Annotated in this window: 18 protein-coding genes and 1 pseudogene; 11 read left to right on the plus strand and 8 right to left on the minus strand. The window is 63.7% G+C overall.

Going from position 1 to position 21,699, the window contains the following annotated elements; all coding sequences use genetic code 11:
• Window positions 1-168: 168 nt before the first annotated feature.
• From AAFX91_RS23650 to AAFX91_RS23680, 7 genes are all read right to left on the minus strand, one after another.
• Window positions 169-936, minus strand: a complete 768-nt coding sequence (locus AAFX91_RS23650) for a DeoR/GlpR family DNA-binding transcription regulator (RefSeq protein WP_394568093.1) — start codon at window positions 934-936, stop codon at window positions 169-171.
• A 311-nt stretch (window positions 937-1,247) separates the two neighbouring features.
• A complete protein-coding gene (gene pdxA, locus AAFX91_RS23655; RefSeq protein WP_394568095.1) occupies window positions 1,248-2,246 on the minus strand; it encodes a 4-hydroxythreonine-4-phosphate dehydrogenase PdxA in 999 nt (332 codons plus the stop codon).
• Window positions 2,243-3,550, minus strand: coding sequence for a four-carbon acid sugar kinase family protein (locus AAFX91_RS23660; protein WP_394568097.1), 1,308 nt, complete (start codon window positions 3,548-3,550; stop codon window positions 2,243-2,245). The genes pdxA and AAFX91_RS23660 overlap by 4 nt, the downstream gene beginning before the upstream one ends.
• 2 nt (window positions 3,551-3,552) lie before the next feature.
• Complete coding sequence (locus tag AAFX91_RS23665) at window positions 3,553-4,590, minus strand: 2-keto-3-deoxygluconate permease (RefSeq protein WP_394568098.1); 1,038 nt, start codon at window positions 4,588-4,590, stop codon at window positions 3,553-3,555.
• A 360-nt stretch (window positions 4,591-4,950) separates the two neighbouring features.
• Window positions 4,951-6,288, minus strand: coding sequence for a dicarboxylate/amino acid:cation symporter (locus AAFX91_RS23670; RefSeq protein WP_394568099.1), 1,338 nt, complete (start codon window positions 6,286-6,288; stop codon window positions 4,951-4,953).
• 103 nt (window positions 6,289-6,391) lie between these two features.
• On the minus strand, window positions 6,392-6,949 hold the full coding sequence (locus tag AAFX91_RS23675) for a biotin transporter BioY (RefSeq protein ID WP_394568105.1): 558 nt from the start codon (window positions 6,947-6,949) through the stop codon (window positions 6,392-6,394).
• 92 nt (window positions 6,950-7,041) lie between these two features.
• Window positions 7,042-8,229 carry a pyridoxal phosphate-dependent aminotransferase gene (locus AAFX91_RS23680; RefSeq protein WP_130583028.1) on the minus strand — a complete coding sequence of 396 codons (1,188 nt, stop codon included), beginning with the start codon at window positions 8,227-8,229 and terminating at the stop codon, window positions 7,042-7,044.
• Between the two features lie 135 nt (window positions 8,230-8,364).
• Between AAFX91_RS23680 and AAFX91_RS23685 the strand changes: the two genes are divergently transcribed.
• From AAFX91_RS23685 to aat, 10 genes are all read left to right on the plus strand, one after another.
• Complete coding sequence (locus AAFX91_RS23685; protein WP_394568100.1) at window positions 8,365-9,768, plus strand: M48 family metalloprotease; 1,404 nt, start codon at window positions 8,365-8,367, stop codon at window positions 9,766-9,768.
• 52 nt (window positions 9,769-9,820) lie between these two features.
• Window positions 9,821-10,588 (plus strand): DsbA family protein, encoded by a 768-nt coding sequence (locus tag AAFX91_RS23690; RefSeq protein WP_130582764.1) that lies wholly within the window; start codon window positions 9,821-9,823, stop codon window positions 10,586-10,588.
• Window positions 10,589-10,782: 194 nt separating this feature from the next.
• Window positions 10,783-11,604, plus strand: a complete 822-nt coding sequence (locus AAFX91_RS23695) for a DUF1236 domain-containing protein (RefSeq protein WP_130582763.1) — start codon at window positions 10,783-10,785, stop codon at window positions 11,602-11,604.
• 317 nt (window positions 11,605-11,921) lie between these two features.
• Window positions 11,922-12,389 carry a type II 3-dehydroquinate dehydratase gene (gene aroQ, locus AAFX91_RS23700; RefSeq protein WP_130582762.1) on the plus strand — a complete coding sequence of 156 codons (468 nt, stop codon included), beginning with the start codon at window positions 11,922-11,924 and terminating at the stop codon, window positions 12,387-12,389.
• A 41-nt stretch (window positions 12,390-12,430) separates the two neighbouring features.
• Complete coding sequence (accB, locus tag AAFX91_RS23705) at window positions 12,431-12,922, plus strand: acetyl-CoA carboxylase biotin carboxyl carrier protein (RefSeq protein ID WP_130582761.1); 492 nt, start codon at window positions 12,431-12,433, stop codon at window positions 12,920-12,922.
• A gap of 81 nt (window positions 12,923-13,003) precedes the next feature.
• Window positions 13,004-14,356 carry an acetyl-CoA carboxylase biotin carboxylase subunit gene (gene accC, locus AAFX91_RS23710; RefSeq protein WP_130582760.1) on the plus strand — a complete coding sequence of 451 codons (1,353 nt, stop codon included), beginning with the start codon at window positions 13,004-13,006 and terminating at the stop codon, window positions 14,354-14,356.
• A 136-nt stretch (window positions 14,357-14,492) separates the two neighbouring features.
• Window positions 14,493-16,022, plus strand: a complete 1,530-nt coding sequence (locus AAFX91_RS23715; RefSeq protein WP_282527983.1) for a CHASE3 domain-containing protein — start codon at window positions 14,493-14,495, stop codon at window positions 16,020-16,022.
• Complete coding sequence (locus AAFX91_RS23720; protein WP_282527984.1) at window positions 16,019-16,459, plus strand: response regulator; 441 nt, start codon at window positions 16,019-16,021, stop codon at window positions 16,457-16,459. The genes AAFX91_RS23715 and AAFX91_RS23720 overlap by 4 nt, the downstream gene beginning before the upstream one ends.
• Window positions 16,456-17,547, plus strand: a complete 1,092-nt coding sequence (locus AAFX91_RS23725; RefSeq protein WP_394568103.1) for a sensor histidine kinase — start codon at window positions 16,456-16,458, stop codon at window positions 17,545-17,547. Before AAFX91_RS23720 ends, AAFX91_RS23725 begins: the two co-directional genes overlap by 4 nt.
• Window positions 17,548-17,700: 153 nt before the next feature.
• The gene (gene aat / locus AAFX91_RS23730; RefSeq protein WP_130582765.1) at window positions 17,701-18,381 is read left to right on the plus strand and encodes a leucyl/phenylalanyl-tRNA--protein transferase; all 681 of its coding nucleotides are present in this window, start codon (window positions 17,701-17,703) and stop codon (window positions 18,379-18,381) included.
• Window positions 18,382-19,507: 1,126 nt separating this feature from the next.
• On the opposite strand, the gene AAFX91_RS23735 is transcribed toward aat, so the two are convergent.
• Window positions 19,508-20,509, minus strand: a complete 1,002-nt coding sequence (locus AAFX91_RS23735) for a DUF2155 domain-containing protein (RefSeq protein ID WP_394568104.1) — start codon at window positions 20,507-20,509, stop codon at window positions 19,508-19,510.
• A 245-nt stretch (window positions 20,510-20,754) separates the two neighbouring features.
• Here AAFX91_RS23735 and AAFX91_RS23740 point away from each other — a divergent pair.
• Window positions 20,755-21,624, plus strand: a pseudogene (locus tag AAFX91_RS23740) (alpha/beta hydrolase); the annotation flags it as partial.
• Between the last annotated feature and the right edge of the window lie 75 nt (window positions 21,625-21,699).

Below are 21,699 nucleotides of genomic sequence, written 5' to 3' on the forward strand. Positions count from 1 at the left end.
CGGTTCGCGTGAAGAAAACGCGTCAAAACAAGAATCTAGAGCTTCGGTTCTGATTCAATCAGAACCGAAAATGCTCTGGAGCATGATCCGGAAAAGTGGAAGCCGGTTTCCGTAACCCCGCCTCGGTCGATATTTTTCTTCGATCATGCGGAAAATTGCGGTGCCGGCTCAGCGAACGCCAGCAACGATCAAGCGCGCTCCCGCATCGGCGAGACGCTTGCACTGCTCCTCGGATGCGCCGACATCAGTCACCAGAGTCCAGCGCGGCGGCAGCGGCGCCCAGGCCATTTGTTCGGCGCGGCCGAGCTTGCTGGCGTCGGCGAGAACGATGACTTCTTTCGACTGCTGCATCATCAGCGACTTCAGTGCGACCTGCTCGAGATCCGCTTCGCACAGGCCACGGCCATTCACCACGCCGTCGGCGCTCATGACGGCGCGGTCCGCGGTGATGCGCCGCAGCGCGTCATTGGCGAGCGGCCCCATGGTGCTCATGCTGGTGGTGCGCAGCGCGCCGCCCAGCACTACAAGCTCTATGGTCGGAGCCTTGGCGAGGAAGGGCAGCAGCGCAAGGTTGTTGGTGATGATGCGCAGCCGCCGCTGCTGCAGCAGTCGGCCGAAGGCTGCGACCGTCGAGCCGGCATCGAGAATCAGCGTGTCGCCGTCCTCGATCAGATCGATCGCCGCGCGCGCGATCGCCTGCTTCTGTTTGCCCTGGACTGCAAGGCGCTGCTCGAGCGTCGTCTCGGTTGCGTGCGCGGTGAGAATGGCGCCGCCATAAGTGCGGCGCACGGCATTGTTCTTGGAGAGATGCTGCAGGTCGCGCCGCACGGTGGAGGCGGAGACGTCGAAGCGGCGCGCGAGATCTTCGATATCAATCTCTCCCGCGTTCAGTGCTTCCAACAGACGAGCGTGACGCTCCTTGCTGCGCATCGACATCGAACCTCAGCCCACAGATTCATTGCCGTCAGCCGAGCTCGACCGTATCGGCTTCGCGGCACGGCCGATGGATACCACGATGCGTCGGCCGCGCAATATAAGCGCTTAACATCTCGCTCCTCATCCTGAGGAGCCCGCGTAGCGGACGTCTCGAAGGATGAAGCCTCATGGTTCTCAAAGCGGTGCGAAGCATCGTCCGGAGACGACGCTTCGCGCCTCCTCACCATGAGGAGAGATGCGAATCCAGTAGGGACAGGCGGAGGGCACGCTTCGCTCGAAACCGCTCTGGTCCCCTTTCTCAGGCAGCCCCCTCAAGCCGCCTTCTTCGGCGCGAGATCGACCGCCTGCCGCAGCGCCTCGATCAGGCTGCGTTCGTCGGCGACACCCTTACCCGCGATGTCGAAGGCGGTCCCGTGATCGACCGAGGTGCGGATCACCGGCAGGCCAACAGTGATGTTCACACCGGCTTCCAGCCCCAGCACCTTGATGGGTCCATGGCCCTGATCGTGATACATCGCGACCACCATGTCGTAGTCGCCGCGGCCGGCCAGGAAGAACAGCGTGTCGGCAGGCAGGGGGCCGCGCACGTCCCAGCCCTTGCGCTGACAGGCTTCCACGGCCGGCGTGATCTTCGCGGCTTCTTCGCCGCGGCCGAACAACCCGTTCTCGCCGGCATGCGGATTGATGGCGCAGACGCCGATCTTCGGATTGGCGATGCCGGCGCGCACCAGCACGTCATGTCCGCGTGCGATGACACGTTCGACGAGGCCGGGCTCGATCTTCTCGATCGCATCGAGCAGGCCGATATGCGTGGTCACGTGAATGACGCGAAGTTTCGGCGACACCAGCATCATCGACACTTCCGGCGTGCCGGTCAGATGCGCCAAGAGCTCGGTATGGCCGGGATATTTGTGGCCGGCCGCATGCAGCGCTTCCTTGGAGAGCGGCGCGGTGCAGATGCCCTGAGCGAGCCCTGCCTGCACCACCTGCACGGCTTTCTCGATATAGCGATAGGCCGCCTCACCTGTCGTCGCCGAAACCTTGCCGAACGGCAGATCATCCGGCACCAGCTTCAGGTCAACGCACTGCACGGCCTCCGACGCAAAATTCGCCTCCTTCGCGTCGCTCAACGCATCGACCTTAAGCGACTCGCGGACGATCTGACCGGCCTTGCGCAGACGGTTGGCGTCGCCGATCACCAGCGCATTGCAGATCGCCCGCACCTGCGGTTGCACGAGCGCCTTCATGATCACCTCAGGTCCGATACCGGCCGGATCTCCCATGGTGATCGCAATGGTCGGACGAGTCATATGAAACTTCCCCTGGTTCGGACAGCGCGAAGGCGCTCGCTGATGCGGATGAGGCTATTCTCGTCACCGAACGCGCCCGCTTTGGTGGCGATCGGAACGGACAATCGGCCAAGAGTAAGGCCGAGCGACACGCCCGGCTCGATTTCGTCGGCAAGACGGATGCCGTTGACGCCGAAGCGCGACAGCATCGCCGCGGCGGTTTCGCCGCCGGTCGCAGCGAGGGCGCCGATCGCGGGTGCGATGGTCTCCAGAGCGTCGGCGAGGCCCTTGGCGAGCTGCGGGCCGAGCGACATGTCGGGTTGATCATCCATCATGATCTCAACCAGTGCATCGCCGCCGCCGGCAAGTCGTTTCATCACGTCCGCGGCGAGTGCCGCCCGGCCGGCACCATCCTTGAGCAGCGTCTCCGGCGCGACCGGGAAATGCGCCACGGTGCCGGTCGCCTCCAGCTCGCGCGCGGCGCCGCGAGACGCGCCGGCGAGCGAGCCCACCACGATCAGGGTGCCGGATTCGCTCGTCGGAATGCGCAGCGCCTCGACGGCATGGCTGACTTCGAGACCGGCCAGTGCGTGCGCGAGGCCGGCGCTGCCGATGAAGAAGGTTGCGGGCGATGCATGCAGGCTCGCCTCCGCGATCAAATGCAGATCGTGTTCAGTCGCGGCGTCGCAGGCCACGACCACATCGCCCTCCCCGGCGAGCCTCGCGAACGTGGCTTTGAGATCGCCACCGCGCACAGTAGCGAGCTTGACCTTCTCACCGCGAATGCCCGCGGTCGCGAGAACGTCGGCAAGATCGGCATTCGGATAGGTGTGGTCGCGCCGCCAGACCTCGGCTTCCTCGAGGGGGCGGCCTTTGACCAGGATGCGCCCGTCGATCGTGGTGCGGCCGGTGGCCGGAAAGGCCGGCGCGAACACGCCGAAGGCCGGCCCCGACCGCGACTTGAGATGCGCAAGCGCGGCGGCAGTCTCCGCCGCAGGTTGCCCCCGCAGCGTCGAGTCAATTTTTTTGAAAAGAATACGCCCGGGTTCGCACAGGCGCGCCAGCACATCGGCATGGCGGGCTGCAGCGGCCCCGGCCGAAAGGCCTCGACTCGCTGCATCGTAGGCCAGGACGGGCAGCTGGTAACCCGACGCGTCGGTCACCTCACCCCACGTCACCGCAGCCGCACGCCCCCTTCTGCCGAAGGCGATCGCACAATCCGCGGCACCGGTGAGATCGTCAGCGACGATCAGCCAGCTTTGGCTTGACGCATTTTCTTGACGCGAACCGGTATCCACGTCGCTCGAAAACGCTTTAGGGGCCATCTTCAGCGACCTGCCTCAGTGACAGCCGCGTGCGCTGCGGGGGTCATCTTGCCGGCAGAAGCCACGCTCTCTTCTGCAGGCTCCTCGACGTCGCGACCGACAACGCGGGCCGTCCAGGCGGTGACGATCGGCACCAGGATTGCGGTAACCACGACGCACGCCGCGACGAGGATGGTCGCAGGCCGTGCCGCGTCCGCATAGGCCGGATTGGCCGCGGCGACAATCGCCGGGACGGCCGCCGCATTACCAGCCGTCGAGGCCGCCGCAACACCCGCGACACCATTCCCGCCAGTGATGCGATCGGCGAAGAACAGCGGGATGCCGGTCACAACCACCACGGCCACTCCCATGCCGAGGCCGAGTAGACCGGCCTGCCAGACCTTCGATAGATCGAGGCCGGCGCCGAGCGCGAAGGCGAAGAACGGGATCATCACAGGCACCGCGCGGCTCAGGAAGTCGCGCATCTCGCGATCGAGATTGCCGATGATCATGCCCACCACCAGAGGCAGGATAGCGCCCACCAGGGTCTGGAATGGAAATGCCGAGAGGCCGGCCACGCCCAAGGTGATCATGGTGAGGAAAGGACCGCTCTCCAGCGACATGATGGTATAGGCGCCGACGTCACGCGGGCGTCCATATTGGCCCATCAACGCCATATAGAGACCGCCATTGGTGTCGTTCATGGCGGCGACGATCGCGAGAGTCGATACGCCCGCGAACATGCCGGCTGCGACCGGCGCTTCTCCCAAAATGCGGCCGAAGATCAGGCCGAGGGCAACGGCAACGCCGACCTTCACGATCAGCAGGGTGCCGCCCTTCTTCACAATGTAGGGGGTCGCGCGGAAGTCGATGCTCGCGCCCATGCAAACGTAAAACACGGCGAGAATCGTCAGTGCGCCGGAGAAAAGTGCGCCGGTGAAGGAGCCAAAGAACTTCGGAGTATCGGGAAAGAAGGTCGCAATAAGCGCCCCCACCAACAGCGGGACCACCATCATCCCGCCAGGCACCTTCTCGATCGCCCGCTTAATTGGAACCTGCATTTCTGTTTTCCTCCCGCGCAAGGCGCCCATCCGATCATTCTGCGCATTTCCGCCAGAGAAACGAGCAAACGGCTGGCCGTATATGCTCACATTACGCAATATTCAAGATTTTATTGCGCGCTTCGCGCAATACGGCTACGCGGCCCGCACAAGCCCGGTCCGATCCGCCCCAGAAATCCGAAAATCACGCCGCCCGTTGTGATCTTGGACGGACGGCGGCCTAATCTTCGGGCGGCTGTCTACCGCCAGCCCTAGCTAGCTTCCTTCAGAACGATTGGCTCCATACGGAACGGGGCGCACCATGAAAATGGTGCGCCCCGTTAGCGTTTCTTTTGCCGCGGCGAAAAGCTCGCTGGCAGATCACCCCGTGGTGATCGCCGTCTCGACGTCGGACGGATCGATCTGCTTGTTCAGGTTGGCGTGCAGCTTCTTGTGGTCGAGCTCGCCCTCCCACCATGAGACGAACACCGCGGCGATGCCGTTGCCGGTGATGTTGGTCAGCGCACGCACCTCGCTCATGAACTTGTCGATCGAGAACACGATGGCCATGCCCGGCACCAGGGCCGGATTGACCACGGTCAGCGTCGCCGCAAGCGTGATGAAGCCCGCGCCGGTGACGCCGCTCGCCCCTTTTGAGGTCAGCATCGCCACGATCAGGATGGTCAATTGCTGGCCGAAGGTGAGATCGACGCCAAGCGCTTGCGCGATGAACAGCGTCGCCAGCGTCATGTAGATGTTGGTGCCGTCGAGGTTGAAGGAATAGCCAGTCGGCACTACGAGCCCGACCACCGGCTTGGAGCACCCGAGCCGCTCCAGCTTTTCCATCAATTGCGGCAGCGCGCTCTCGGACGAGCTGGTGCCAAGCACGATCAACAGCTCGTCCTTGATGTAGGCGATGAACTTGAAGATGCTGAAGCCCATCACCCGCGCGATCAGGCCGAGCACAAGCACCACGAACAGCGCGGCGGTGCCGTAGAACAGCCCGATCAGGCCGATCAGATTACCGAGCGCTGCGGGACCGAACTTGCCGATAGTAAAGGCCATCGCGCCGAACGCGCCGACGGGCGCCGCTTTCATGACGATGCTGATCACGCCGAACACCGCATGTGCGCCATCGTCAATGATGTCGCGCAGCCGCTCGCCGCGCTTGCCCATCGCCATCAGCGCAAAGCCGAACAGGATCGCGAACAGCAGCACCTGCAGGATGTCACCGCGCGCGAACGCGCCGAACACGCTGTCGGGGATGATGTTGAGAACGAAATCGACCGACTTCTGGGCGTGCGCTTGATCCGCGTATTTGGTGGCGCTCGCGACGTCCGCGGCCCCGGGCTTCGCTGCCAGCCCATGGCCGATCTGGAACAGATTGCCCATGATCAGGCCGAGGATCAGCGCGAAGGTGGAGACGATCTCGAAATAGAACAGTGCCTTGATGCCGACGCGCCCGACCTTGCTAGCGTCCTGGATATGCGAGATGCCCGAGACCACCGTGCAGAAGATGATCGGAGCGATCACCATCTTGATCAGCTTGATGAAGCCGTCGCCGAGCGCCTTGATCCAGTCGTTGGTCGCAACGTTCGGCCACAACCAGCCGACCACGACGCCGAGCACGATCGCGATCAGCACCTGGACATAGAGGATTCGGTACCACGGTTTTGATGTGCTGGCCTCAGCAGGCCCGCTCGTCGCAATCGTTGCCATGACTCTCACTCCTACTCGAAGATGCGCAAGGCCGATCCGCCGAGCCAATCGGGGATGACCATCTCGAAAATTCAGATTGGCAGGCGCCTCGACCGGGGCCCTCTTACGGGCGGTGATCCGCGAGCCGCCGTGCGGCCGGCAGCAGCGCGGCCCCGAGCGCGGTCTTGACGAGCGTGCCGGCAATGAACGGCACGATCCCGACCAGCCACGCCTTCCCGGCGCCCAAGCCGACGCCGAAGGCGAGCCAGGCAAAACCGGCCGCGAGGATGATGATGTGGCCGAGCGCCATCGCTGCAAACAGCCGGGCCATGCTGCGGTCCCAGCCGCGCTCGGCGAGCCCGCCAGTGACGAACGCCGCCGCCACGAAGCCGAACAGATAGCCGGCCGTCGGCCCCATCAGCGGCGCGAGGCCGCCGACCGGTCCGGCAAACACCGGAAAGCCCATCGCGCCTTCGGCCAGATAGGCGATCACGGTCGCAGTTCCGAGCCACGAGCCATAGGCGGCGCCGATCATCAGCACCACCAGCGTCTGCAGCGTCATTGGCACATAGGGCAACGGCAGATTGACCTTGGCCGACAGCGTCAGCAGCGCCGTGCCCAGGAACACCAGGATGGTCCCGCGCCATAGCGAGGAGAATTCACCCGACCGGTTCGGCCACAGCACCGAAGCAAGAGGAAAATGCCTGGCGGCGGCGGACACAGATACCGATCTGACGGACAAGGCCAACTCCGGGGGTGTGACAAACTGGCGCGCTATTTAAGCCAACCAGCAATCCGCGCAACCGCTTCCTGCATCTCCTCTGCGGACCGCGCATAGGAAAAACGGATGAAGGCGCGGCCGTGAATCGGATCGAAATCGACGCCCGGCGTCGCCGCGACATGGGCCTTTTCCAGCATCTGGCGGGCAAATTCGAAGCTGTCGGACGTAAAGTCCGACACATCGGCATAAAGGTAGAATGCGCCATCCGCGGGCAGGAACTTGGTCAGCCCCGCTTTCGGCAGCCCCTCGATCAGAATGCGCCGATTCTCCTGATAGCCGCGCTTGATTGCTTCCATCTCCTCGCGGCCATCGAAGGCGGCTTCGGCTGCGATCTGCGATAGCGTCGGCACCGAAATCGAGAGGTTCTGCTGCAGCCGCTCGATCGGGCGCACCAGCGGCTCGGGCACGACCATCCAGCCGACCCGCCAACCGGTCATGCAGAAATATTTCGAGAACGAATTGATCACGAGGGCGTGTGGGGACAATTCGGCTGCAGTCACCGCCGGGAAGGCGTAGTCGAGCCCATGATAGATCTCGTCCGAGATGAAGCGGATGCCGGCGCTCTCGGCCGCCGCCATCAGGCTTGCAAGAGCTTCGCGCGACATCATCGTGCCGGTCGGATTGGCGGGGCTGCCCACCAGAACGCCTTTGAGCGGCGCCTTGCGATGCGCGTCCAGCAACGCTTCGCCGGTCAGCGCATGCCGCGTTTCGTTCGTCGTCTCGATCAGCACCGGCTCGCAGCCGAGCGCGCTCAGGATATGGCGGTATGGCGGATAGCCGGGCACGGTGACCGCTACGCGATCGCCCGGCTCGAACATCGCGAGAAACGTGAGGATGAAGCCGCCCGACGAGCCCGTCGTGATCACGATGCGCTCGGCATCGACCTCGCATCCATACGTCTCGAGATAATGCCGCGCGATGCGCGCGCGCAGCGAGGGAATGCCGAGCGCGGAGGTATAGTCGATGCGTCCATCGTCGAGCGCCGCGTGGGCGGCTGCAATCGCCGCCGTCGGTGCCGGCGCCGCCGGTTGGCCGACCTCCATGTGGATCACATGCCCGCCGGCCGCCTCGATTCGCGCCGCCGCCGCCATCACGTCCATGACCATGAAGGGCGGAACCTCGCTCCTTCCCGAAGCGGTCAAAAGGTGATTCACGCGGTCTCTAAATGTCGCTTCGGGCATGGATATCTGCTATTTGGGCCGGCGTCGCCGGTTTCGGGTTCCGTAACGACCGGTTGCGCCCCAGACTGGCCGCATTCGGCGGTTTGTTAGGGCATATATTGTCCGTGGCCCGCCGCCAATCGCTAAGACCGCCCCATGCTGCTCCGTTTCGCGCTTCGCAAGAAGACCCTGAAATTGACTGCGCTCGCCACCGCGATCGCGCTGGCGGTCGCGCCCACGATGGCGCTGGCGCAGGAGAACAAGGGCCCGCCGATCCTGCGCGATACTGAGGCCGAGCAATTGCTGCGCGACTATACGAGGCCGATCCTGCGCGCCGCGGGACTGGAGAAGCAGAACATCCAGATGGTCATCATCAACGATGGCACGTTCAACGCTTTCGTTGCCGACGGCCGCCGCATCTTCGTCAATTACGGCGCGCTCATGCAGTCGGAGACGCCGAACCAGATCATCGGCGTACTCGCGCACGAAACAGGGCATCTTGCCGGCGGCCATCTCGCAAAGCTCCGCGAGCAACTGGCGCAGGCGCAGACCCAGATGATCATCGCCATGCTGCTCGGCGCCGGCGCGATGGTCGCAGGCGCACGCGGCGGCGCGAACAGCGGCCTCGCCAATGCCGGTGCCGCGGCAGTCGCGGCGCCGCAGGAAGTGATCCGCCGAACGCTGCTCTCCTACCAGCGCCAGCAGGAAGAGAACGCCGACCGCGCCGGCGTGAAATTCCTGAACGCGACCGGCCAGTCCGCCAAGGGCATGTACGAAACGTTCAAGCGCTTCACCGACGAAAGCCTGTTCGCGGCACGCGGCGCCGATCCGTATCTGATGTCGCATCCAATGCCCGCTGATCGCGTGGCGGCGCTGGCGGAGATCGCGCGCTCCAGCCCCTATTGGGACAAGAAGGATGATGCGGCGCTGCAAATGCGCCACGACATGGTGCGCGCCAAGATCTCCGCCTTCATGGAGCGTCAGGACACCGTCTATCGCCGCTATCCTTCGTCCAACAACGGCCTGCCCGCCCGCTACGCGCGGGCGATCTCGACCTATCTGCACGGCGATCTCCGCAGCGCGCTTGCCCAGATCGACGGCCTGATCCAGGCGCAGCCCAACAACGCCTATTTTTATGAATTGCGCGGCCAGGCGCTGCTGGAGGGCGGCAGGCCGGCGGAGGCGATCGCGCCGCTGCGCAGGGCGGTGCAACTCTCGGGCAACTCGCCCCTGATCGAGATGCTGCTCGGCCAGGCGCTGGTCGCGACCAGCAACAACGCCTACACCGATGAAGCCATCAACATCCTGCGCGCCGCCGTGGCGCGCGAGAGCGAGGCGCCGATCGGCTATACTCAGCTCGCCATGGCCTATGGCCGCAAGGGCGATTATGCGCAGGCTGACCTCGCTTCCGCCCAGGCCGCCTATCTGCGCGGCGACAGCAAGACCGCGCGCGAGCTGGCCTCGCGTGCCAAGACGCGCTTTGCCATCGGAACCCCCGGTTGGGTCAAGGCTGACGATATTGTGAGCGCCAAGCCGCTGCCGGGTCAGAAAAACAACTAGCCATCAACGTAAATCGTCTACAACGATTGCCAAACCGCACAAGGATTTGCCCATGCGCCCGCTCCGTTTTCTCGCTCCCGCCCTGCTCGCCGCGGCGCTCGCAGGCGCTTCGCTGCCCGCATCCGCGCAGGGCTTCTCCGATACGCAACGCAGCGACATCGAGAGCATCGTGCGCAATTACCTGATCACGCATCCCGAGGTGCTCGAGGAGGCGATGACCGAGCTGACCAAGCGCCAGGCCGCGGCCGAGGCCGAGAAGCATCAAGCGAGCATCGCGAAGAATGCGGATGTGATCTTCAACTCGCCACGCGGCGTGACGCTCGGCAACAAGGACGGCGACGTCACTTTCGTGGAATTCTTCGACTACAACTGCGGCTACTGCAAACGCGCGATGGTCGACATGATCGACCTCATGAAGGCCGATCCCAAGCTGAAAGTCGTGCTGAAGGAATTTCCGGTGCTGAGCCAGGGCTCGGTGGAAGCCGCGCAGGTTGCTGTCGCCGTGCGCATGCAGGATCCGACGGGCAAGAAGTATCTCGACTTCCATCAGAAGCTGCTCGGCGGCCGTGGCGCTGCCGACAAGGCCCGCGCGATGGCGGTCGCCAAGGAAGTCGGCCTCGACATGGCCAGGCTCGAGAAGGACATGGCGGGCCCAGAAGCGAAGGCGACCATCGAGGAGAACTTCAAGCTCGCGGAAGCCATGGGCATGAACGGCACGCCGAGCTACGTGATCGGCAAGCAAGTCGTGATCGGCGCAGTCGGGCTGGAGAATCTGAAGGAAAAGATCGGCATCGCCCGCTGCGGCAAGGCGACGTGCTGACGTAACAACGAAACAATATTGGATGCGCAAAGGCCGGCTCGTTAGCCGGCCTTTTTGTTTGTGTGGTTCTGCACACTTCCATTCATCGCGCATTCATAAAACAAACCACGTGGAACCGCTATCGGTTCGGAACGTCGCTCTCCTCCTTTCGTTGTCGGCGTGGGCAATGCAGGACTTCTTGAGGAGGAATCGAAATGACTAACCGCTTGTTGATTTCGGTCGCGACAGCGGCCTTGATCGCGGGAACCGGCTTTGCGAACGCGCAGGGCACCGGCATGGGCCGCGAGTCACCGTCGTCCGGTGGCGGCGCTACGACGCAGCACAGCCCGCCATCCGGTGGCGGCGCGTCTTCAGGCACGATGAACCGTGAACACGGCGGCACCACAGGCATGAGTGGCGCCGAGCAGTCCGGCAAGAGCTCGAGCTCTTCCGGCATGAAGTCGGATTCCGACAAAGGCGGTGCGGCCGACAGGAACGCGCAGGATACCAACGCGCCTGGTCAGAAGTCGAAGAGCATGAGCTCGGAGAACGACAAGACCAAGGGCGAGAAGGACATGAAGGCTGAAGGTCGCGATAGCCGTGACCGCAGCAACATGAAGGCTGAAGGTCGTGATCGTGACCGCATGAATGCCGAGACTCGCGACAAGAGCGGCGGCACCGCTGCCGAAAGCCGCGACAAGAGCGGCATGGAGACGCAGAAGGGCGCGACCGACACCAGCCGCTCGCAGACCACGACCGGCAACGCCGGGACCTCGGCAACCGCGGCTCCGCCGGCAGAGAAGCGGACCCAGATCGTCTCCGCGATCAGGTCGGAGCGGGTCGAAGAGGTCAAGAACGTGAACTTCAACGTCGCGGTCGGCACCACCGTGCCTACGACCGTTCACTTCCATCCGCTCCCGTCCCGGATCGTCGAAATCTATCCGGAATGGCGCGGCTACGACTTCATCCTGGTCAACGGCCGCTACGTGATCGTGCAACCCGAGACGCACCAGATCGTCTACATCATCGAGGGCTAACGGGAGCTCCCACGCGAGGGCGGGTTCAACCCGCCCTCGCTTTTCTTGTCCTGTCCGCCGGCATGCAGGGCCCTGGCCCGGCCGCCGGGCGAAACCCGCAGGCTTTTCCACAGAAGTTGGTTAATTAGCGTTTTCCATGAGTTAGCCGGGTCATCTGACAGCCCGAATGAGCCGTTTGAACCGGTTTCCAACAAACCTAAAGCTTTCCCTCGGGTCCGCTGTTACCTATAAACCCGCGACCTGGAGCAGAATCCGGAACCCCGGTTTCCGAAAGGATCCTGCCCAAAACGCTTTAGCGCTATTTCTTGGAACTCCGGATGGCCCAGGCCCCTGCCGCGACGATCTATGTGCTCAACGGCCCGAACCTCAATCTGCTCGGGACCCGTGAACCCGAGACCTATGGCCATGCCACGCTCGCCGACGTCGAGAAGCTCTGCAGGGATACCGCGGCCCAGTTTGGCCTCACCGCGGACTGCCGGCAGTCTAATCGCGAGGGCGAGCTGATCGACTTCATCCATGAGGCGCAGGCGAAGCAGGCGGTCGGCATCATCATCAATGCGGGGGCCTATTCCCATACCTCGATCGCGCTGCATGACGCGCTGGTCGGGGTGAAAATTCCGACCGTCGAAGTGCATATCAGCAACATTTATGCCCGCGAGAGCTTCCGGCATCATTCCTTCACTGCTAAAGCCGCCTTTGCGTCGCTTTGCGGCTTCGGCGTCGATGGCTATCGCCTCGCGATATCAGGCCTCGCCGCCAGGATCGGCGCCAAGGCGACAGCCTGACGCATTCCCCGTCATCAGACAGAGAGTTTCGGACCAAGATCATGGCGCGCCAGCCAGACGACAAATCCACCGCAAAGCCCGGCAAAGACAACGACAAGGACGACGCCGCGCTCATCCGCGAACTCGCGCTCCTGCTCGACGAGACCCACCTGACTGAGATCGAGATCGAGCGCGCGGGCGTCCGGCTGCGTGTCGCGCGCAACGTCAGCATTGCCGCGGCCGTGCCGGCGGCCGTCGCACCGGCCCTGTCGGTGGCTGCACCCGCGGCTGCCGCTGCCGCGACCGACCTCGCCAAACATCCGGGCGTAGTGCCCTCGCCCATGGTCGGCACCGCCTATTGGGCGCCGGAGCCGGGCGCAAAACCCTTCATCGAGGTCGGCAGCAAGGTATCAGCCGGACAGACGCTGCTGATCATCGAAGCGATGAAGACGATGAACCAGATTCCGTCGCCGCGCGCGGGCACCGTGACGCAGATCCTCGTCGAGGACGGCCAGCCGGTCGAATTCGGCGAGCCGCTGGTAATTATCGAATAGCGAATAGTGAGTGGCGAATAGCGAGTGGTGAAGAATTCCCATTCGCTATTCGCCATTCGCCACTCCCCCTCCTGAGGCGCCATGTTCGACAAGATCCTCATAGCCAACCGCGGTGAAATCGCGCTTCGCGTGCTGCGCGCCTGCAAGGAGCTCGGCATTTCGACGGTGGCCGTGCATTCGACCGCGGACGCGGATGCCATGCATGTGCGGCTTGCGGACGAGAGCGTCTGCATCGGGCCGCCGCCGTCGAAGGACTCCTATCTCAACATTCCCGCCCTGCTCGCGGCCTGCGAGATCACGGGCGCCGAAGCGGTGCATCCCGGCTACGGCTTCCTCTCGGAAAATGCCCGCTTCGCCGAGATCCTGGCCGAGCACAATCTGCATTTCATCGGACCGAAGGCCGAGCACATCCGCCTGATGGGCGACAAGATCGAGGCCAAGAAGACCGCGAAGCGACTCGGCATTCCCGTCGTTCCCGGCTCCGACGGCGCCGTGAGCTCCGATGACGATGCAATGGCAATCGCCAGGTCGATCGGCTTCCCGGTGCTGGTGAAGGCCGCCGCCGGCGGCGGCGGGCGCGGCATGAAAGTCGCGCACAGCGAAGCCGATCTCGCGCTGGCGCTCTCCACCGCCGCCACCGAAGCAAGATCCGCGTTCGGCGACGCGTCGGTATATCTCGAGAAATACCTGCAGAAGCCGCGCCACATCGAGATCCAGGTGCTCGGCGACGGCCGCGGGGGCGCCATTCATCTCGGCGAGCGCGACTGTTCGCTGCAGCGGCGCCACCAGAAGGTCTGGGAAGAAGGTCCCTCGCCGGTCCTCTCGGCCGCCCAGCGCGCAAAGATCGGCGAAACTTGCGCGAAGGCGATGCGGGACTTGAAATATCTCGGCGCCGGCACGATCGAATTCCTCTACGAGGACGGCGAGTTCTATTTCATCGAGATGAACACCCGCATCCAGGTCGAGCATCCCGTCACCGAAAGCATCACCGATATCGACCTCGTGCTCGAGCAGATCCGGATTGCCGCCGGCGGCGATCTGCCGGCGAAGCAGGACGAGGTCGCGATCATCGGCCACGCCATCGAATGCCGCATCAATGCGGAGAACCCGCAGACCTTCCGCCCTTCACCTGGACGCATCTCGCAATACCACCCGCCCGGCGGCCTGGGCGTGCGGATCGATTCCGCAGTGTACCAGGGCTATGTCATCCCGCCCTATTACGACTCGCTGGTCGGCAAGCTGATCGTGCACGGCAAGACCCGTGGCGAATGCCTGATGCGGCTGCGTCGGGCGTTGGACGAAATGGTGGTCGACGGCATCGAGACCACGCTGCCGCTGTTCCGCGCCCTGGTGCGCGAGCCCTCCATCATCGATGGCGACTATCACATCCATTGGCTGGAGCAGTATCTCGCCGGGCAGCCGACCATCGGCTGACGGGCCCAAGGTCAGGCGGCCCAAGTCAGTTCCATTCCGCATGGAACAAAGCACGGAACCGTGCGTTTGCAGCGACGGGGATTTCCTACTCCCAAGGACCGCTTGCACTCCACTGTATCAATGACACGAGGCACCCGTGACGTCTGACGCCAAGCGCCGCCGCGCATTGGGCCAGATTCTGCTGCTCGCGGCGGGGCTCCTGGTGCTGGTTGCGATCAGCGCCGCGTCCGTCCTGCTGGTGAACAAGGCGCGCCAGGACAACGCCTTGGTGGTCCACACCGTCGAGGTGGAAAACCAGATCAACGCGGTTCTGCTCGAGCTCCGCCGCGCCGAAAGTGCGGCCCGCGCCTATCTCCTGACCCGATGGCCGGAATTCCTGACCGATCATGAGCAGGCCGTGGCCAACGTCACCCCCTATACGGACAAGCTGGCGCAGCTCGCAGCCGATAATCCGTTCCAGGTCGAGAACGTGAAGAAGATGCGCGCGGCGATCGACATCCGGCTCGATCAGTTCAAGCGCGAAATGGATTTTATCAAGCGCGACGAGCCGACCAGTGCCGCGGCGCTGGTCCGCGAGGCGGCCGCCGGCAATACCAATGCCATCATTCGCGACGTGACGGACAAGATGCACGCCGAGGAAGAGCGGCTGTTCGATCTGCGGACGGCCAATGGCGACCGTTCGCAGATACTGGCGTCCTCCGTCACCATCGCCGGGTCGTGCATCGTGATTGCGCTTGGCGCGATCGCGGCGTTCCAGGTGCGCCGCTCGACGCGCGTCCGCGATGAGGCCGCGACCAAGCTGCGAGACCTCAACGTCACGCTGGAGACCAGCGTCCAGGAGCGCACCGCCGATCTGCGCGAAGCCAATGACGAGATCCAGCGCTTTGCCTATATCGTCAGTCACGATCTGCGCTCGCCACTCGTCAACATCATGGGCTTCACCAGCGAGCTCGAGGAGCTGCGCGGCGACATCTTCAAGCGGATCGCCGCCCTGAGCCACACCGCCTCGGAAGCTGCCGCGCTGCCGGAGAACGCCACCGACAGCGCCGAGCCTGCGCTCGAGGGCGCCGACAAGCAGCTCTCCGACGATTTCTCCGAGGCGCTCGGCTTCATCAAATCCTCGATCGCCAAGATGGACCGCCTGATCACCGCGATCCTCAATCTCACCCGCGAGGGTCGGCGCGAATTCAGTCCGGAACGGATCAACACACGCGAGCTGATCGAAGGCATCGCCGCCACCGTGGCGCATCAGGCCGCCGAGGCGAATGCGCAAATCCGCATCGAGCCATTGCCTGAGATCACCAGCGACCGTCTTGCGCTGGAGCAGATCTTCTCCAATCTGATTGACAATGCGCTCAAATATCTGAGGGACGCTGTTCCCGGCGACATCGCGATCCGCGGGCGCACCAAGCTCGGCTTCGCGATCTTCGAAATCAGCGACAATGGCCGCGGTATCGATCCCAAGGATCACCAGCGCATTTTCGAGCTGTTCCGCCGGGCGGGAACCCAGGACAAGCCCGGCCAAGGCATCGGGCTCGCGCATGTGCGCACGCTGGTGCGGCGTCTCGGGGGAACCATGTCGGTCGCCTCAGAACTTCACAAGGGCAGCACATTCACGATAACACTTCCAGTCAACTGGGCCGCCAAACGGAAGGCAGATGCATGAGCAATCCAGTCACCATCATCATGATCGAGGACGATGAAGGCCACGCGCGGCTGATTGAGCGGAATATTCGCCGATCCGGTGTCAACAATAAGATCTTGCCGTTCAGGAACGGTACAGACGCGGTCGGCTATCTCTTCGGCCCGGATGGAAGCGGCACAGACCAAAAGGGCAAGGCGCTGCTCATCCTGCTTGATCTCAACCTGCCCGACATGACCGGCATCGATATCCTGAAGCGGGTCAAGGAGAACAAGCACCTGAAGTCGACCCCCGTGGTGGTGCTGACCACCACGGACGATTCGCAGGAGATCAAGCGATGCTACGAGTTCGGCTGCAACGTCTACATCACGAAGCCGGTGAACTACGAGAGCTTTGCCAACGCGATCCGCCAGCTCGGACTGTTCTTCTCGGTCATCCAGGTTCCGCCAGCCGCAGCATGAGCACCACGAGCCCCACCCTGCTCTATATCGACGACGATGAGGCGCTGGCGCGGCTCGTCGACCGCGGCCTGACGCGGCTCGGGCTGAAGGTGGTGCATGCGGCGAGCGGCCAGGAGGGGCTGGATCGCATCGCGAAGGGCGGCATCGACGTGGTCGCGCTCGACCAGTATATGCCCGGCCTCGACGGGCTCGAGACGCTCGAGCAGATCCTGAAAATTCCCGACGCTCCACCGGTCGTGTTCGTCACGGCCTCGCAGGATTCCGCGATCGCCGTCACCGCGCTCAAGGCCGGCGCGGCAGACTATCTCGTCAAGGACATCCACGGCGAATTCATTCCGCTGCTCCAGGTTGCCGTCAACGGCGCGCTGCGTCAGGCGGAATTGCAGCGGGCGCGCGACGAGGCGGAAGCCGAGATCCACGCCTCGCGCGACCGCTTCGCCGCGCTCGCCGCCGAGCGCGAGGTGCTGCTCCGTGAGGTCAATCACCGCGTCGGTAACTCGCTGCAGATCATCGCCTCGCTCCTGCACCTGCAGGCGAGCTCGGCGACACAGGACGACGTCAAGGCGGCGCTCACCAACGCAATGGGCCGCGTCGCCGCCGTCGCCCAGGTCCACCGCCGCCTCTACACCTCGCACGACCTGAAGAGCGTGCTGCTGAACCAGTATCTGGAATCCCTGCTCGAAGATCTCCGCCGCTCGGCCGAAGGCAACCGGATGTCGCGGCTGACATTGAAGGCCGAACCGATCGAGATCGATCCGGATCGCGCGGTCGCGATCGGCATCATCGTCAACGAGCTGGTGATGAATGCGGTGAAATATGCCTATCCAGAAGGCGCCGGCCCGATCCATGTCGAGCTCAAGGCCGAGGGCGACGATCTGCTGCTGGCGATTTCCGACGACGGCGTCGGCCTCAACGTCAAGGCCGATCCACGCTCCACGGGCCTGGGCCAGCGCATCGTCAGCGCCATGGCCTCCAAGCTCGAGGCCAGCGTCGAGCGCGATCCCGACCATGGCGGCACGCGCATCCTGGTGCGCTTTCCCCGTGCCAGCGCCGCAGCGGCGAAATCCGCCAGCGCCGCCGCGAGCTAGCCTTGAGATCATGATCCGATTGGACGAAATCGGATCATGATCTCATCTCGTTGTTTGAGCATGCTCTTTTCGGAAAACCGGTTTCCACTTTTCCGGATCATGCTGGCGCATCAGCCTATCGCGCCGCCCGCGCTCGCCTGCTATCCTGCAATCATGACATCGCGCGACTCCGCCGCATCCGAGATCACACCCGACGTGCTGCTGCGCGCCTATGCCTGCGGCATCTTTCCGATGGCCGAGAGCGCCGACGACCCCACCCTGTTCTGGGTCGAGCCGGAAATGCGCGGCGTGATCCCACTAGAAGGCTTTCGCATCACCTCGCGATTGGCGCGCACGGTGCGTTCCGATGCGTTCACCGTGACGGTCAACACCGCATTCAAGGCCGTCATCGCCGGCTGCGCCGCTCCGGCAGAAGGACGCGAGGACACCTGGATCAATAAGCGCATCCGCGAGCTCTATGTCGGGCTGCATCGGCTCGGCCACTGCCACAGCGTCGAGGCCTGGCAGGACGGCGAACTGGTCGGCGGTCTCTACGGCGTCAGCCTGGGGCGCGCCTTCTTCGGCGAGAGCATGTTCCACACGGCGCGCGACGCCTCGAAGGTCGCCCTGGTGCATCTGGTGGCGCGGCTGATTGCCGGCGGCTTTGAGTTGCTCGACACGCAATATGTCACTGAGCACCTGCGCAGTTTCGGTGCGCTCGAAATCCCCCGCCGCCGCTATCGCGCGCTGCTCGACCAGGCGATCTCGGGTGCGCCCGCTGATTTCCTGAAGTTGCCGACCGATCAGCCAATCAAGGGCGCCGATGCGCTCGCGATCATCGCAGAGCGCGCGTAAGCGTAGCCCGGATAAGGCGTGCGTTCCATCTGGCTACCTGATCATGCCGAGTGCAGCATCCACAGACGCACAAATGCCTGGTCTCAACGGCGGCTTATTGAAAGCAAAGCCGCAATGTAAGTCGGCAGCGTTCGCTCGTTCGTATGCGCTTGCGGGATCGTTTGCGCTAGCGATCCATGATTGCTGACCAAGAGAATTAGTGTCCCACCAAGTGACCATCTCATTGACTCAATCGATCCTGCGGCGTAGTTTAATACAACGTTACGTTGATTATTTCGCACAGCACATTTTGCAGATTCACGAAGTTTCAGAAGCGATTAGTCGTCGAAAGAGGTGATTGCGGCTGAACGCCAAGTCGACAGGTAAAGTCAGGTGTTCGGATTTGGACAACAGCACATACATCGTTGTGCTCCCGACATCTGAGTTCGGAATGATACCCAATAGCTGAGTTGACGCACAGTTGCTCGAATAGATGAGCGGCTTCAGAGCCGCTGTTGTCTAGCGGGCGGCACCAAACTGCCGCGAAGAGCGGAAGATCTCACGTATGAAATTTACTGCTTCACACTTCACGCGACCGCTCAGCGGATCGTGAGGGGAAGCTATTCGTTCAAGACAACATGTTCAAAACAAAGGAGGAGAGGACGATGCCGTTAGACGCAACGCAGTTAGCGCAGGAAATTACGGAGCACGTGCGCGCCGCCGCGGCCCAGTCAGCCGGTGGCCCAGCGGCCCAGGCAGCCGGTGGCGCAACGGCTGAGGCAGTTGGTGGTGATTTTTGTTCAATTTGGCCCCAAGCCAAGCCCGTTCTGGGATTCGTGGCGGGCATCGTCGCATTTATTCCCGGACTCGGCACAACAGCAGGAGCTGTCCTGCAGGGCCTCATAAAGGTCGGAGATCAAATCTCCGCTGAGGTGTGCCGTCAGCAGTAGGCCTCCAGACGGTGCAGCCAAGATTGCGTGGGACAAGGGTCCGCGCCGCCATTCGAAACCCTGCCAAACGAACCCTGCCAAGTCGGTCGGGACTTGGTCCTTTCGGCAGCATTGTGGATCTTATGATCAGCGTTGCGCGGGGAGCTGGCCTCCCCGCTAACAAGCGCTGACAGCCGCCTGACCAACGTTCGAGGTTCTCAGTTCCCGAATATGCTGAAGAGCCCGCCGGGCCGCTGCTGCGGTGGAGGTGGCGGCGGTTGGGGCTGCGCCGGCGGCTGCTGGTATTGCTGCTGCTGCGGCGGCGGACGCGGGGTGGCCTGCTTCTGCGCCGGCGGCCTCTTCTGTGCCGGCGGTGGGGCCGGCTGCTTCGGCAGATCGGGCGCCGCGTTGACGATGGTCTGCTCCGGCCCTTTGCAGTCGGTCAGCCAGATATCATAGATCGGATGCTCGACACCGTGCAGGCCCGGACTTGCTGCAAACATCCAGCCCGAAAAAATCCGCTTCACCTCGCCCTGTAGCGTGATCTCGTCGACCTCGACAAAGGCATCGGTGTTGGCGGCTTCCGTCGAGGGCCGCGTATAGCAGGCGTCCGTCTTCACGCGCAGCGCACCGAACTGCACGGTCTCGCCGATATCCTCCTCGAAATTGATGATGCGCCCGGTGATCTTGTCGAGCCCGGAGAAGGTCGCCTTCTTGTTCGCGATCTTGGTCGACGGCGGCTCGCTCACCACCTCGTCGCCGGGCTGGAGCGTTGCCGGCGTCTGCGGCACGCTCTTGGGCTGGCGCTGCCCGGGCGGCAGTCCCGGCAACGGATTGGCACCAAGCGGCGCATTGGCGACATTAGGAGGAGCCCCGGGCGACGGAGGCTGCACGGCGACCGCGGGCGGCGCATTCGGAGGCGGTCCCTGGGTGCCCGGCGGTGGCGCCAGAGGCTGCGACTGGAAGCTGCCCGGTGGCGGCACACCCTGCCCCGGCAATGGCCGGTTCGGCGTCGGCAGCAATCGGCCGCGCGGCAATTCCGGCACTTCCTCCTCGTCCTCGGGAGCCGCCTGCTGGCCACCACGCGGAATCGCGCCCGGCGGGCGCGGGGCGGGATCGGAGAAAATAGTACCGATCTGCGCGCGCGCGGGCGGCGCAAGCGGGAGGGTTGAGGCGGCGATCAGGGCCGCAAAGCCAGTCAGGGCAACGGTTCGGAGCATCTCGCGCGGCTTCAAGGAACGAATCGGGCTTTGAACATACTAATCAATTATTGGCTACATGCCGCTCGCAGGATCACCGGTTAACACGCCGAATACGGCGGGGAAAGGGCGGGCTTCCGCCACTGGTCAGGCTCCCTGCCCCATGAAATAGTTCCGGCTCTCGCCGAGGTCTGCGGACCGCCACGCGGAAAACAGCAAGAAATCCGGAAAACCCTACCGGATGATCCAGAGGAAGCCCGTACAATATGCCTGTCGTTCTCGATCCCGACGCCGCCGCCGTCTTCAAGGCCTTTCAGGAGGCCGGCCGGCCCGCTTACGAAACGCTGACCGCCGCCGAAGCGCGTGCGTATTATTCGCAGGCCCGCTTTGTCAGCAATCCCGAGCCGCCGGAGCTGGCACAGGTCGAACCGCTGTCGATCCCCGCGCCCCACGGCGCGATCCCGGCGCGGATCTACAGGCCCAAGAAGCTGCGCCAGAAGGACGGGCTGTCGCCGGCGCTGGTGTTCTTCCACGGCGGTGGCTGGGTCATCGGCGATCTCGACACCCATGATGTGGTCTGCCGGAAGCTTGCCGATGAAGGCGAGCTGATCGTGATCTCCGTCGACTATCGTCTCGCGCCCGAGCACAAATTCCCTGCGGCTGTCGACGATGCCATTGCGGCGACGAAATGGGTGGCGGCAAACGCGAGGCGGCTCGGCATCGACGCGGCGCGCCTTTGCGTCGGCGGTGACAGCGCCGGCGGCAATCTCGCCGCGGTCGTGTCGATCGCCGCGCGCGACGGCAACGGTCCTGCGATCGCGGGACAAGTGCTGATCTATCCGGCGGTCGATTTCGGGATGACGCATCCCTCGCACAGCGAGCCGGAAACCAGCATCCTCCTCACGCACTCCGTCATCCGCTGGTTTCGCGATCACTATCTCAGCAGCGCTGCCGACGCGCATGATTGGCGCGCTTCGCCGGCGCGGGCGACGACCCTGATCGGCCTGCCGCCGGCCTATGTGCTGACCGCCGGCGCCGATCCGTTGCGCGATGAAGGCGACCAATATGCCGAACGCCTTAAGGCAGCCGGAGTGCCCGTGACCTACAAGCACTTTCCCGGCCAGTTCCATGGCTTCTGAAATGGACCCCGATTGTGGGACCACGTGCTTAGTTGGAAGGGGCTGCTCCGTTTGATAGACGGAGCGCATGAT

Origin of the sequence: Bradyrhizobium sp. 31Argb, assembly GCF_043638955.1 — a bacterium.
Classification (GTDB): Bacteria; Pseudomonadota; Alphaproteobacteria; order Rhizobiales; family Xanthobacteraceae; genus Bradyrhizobium.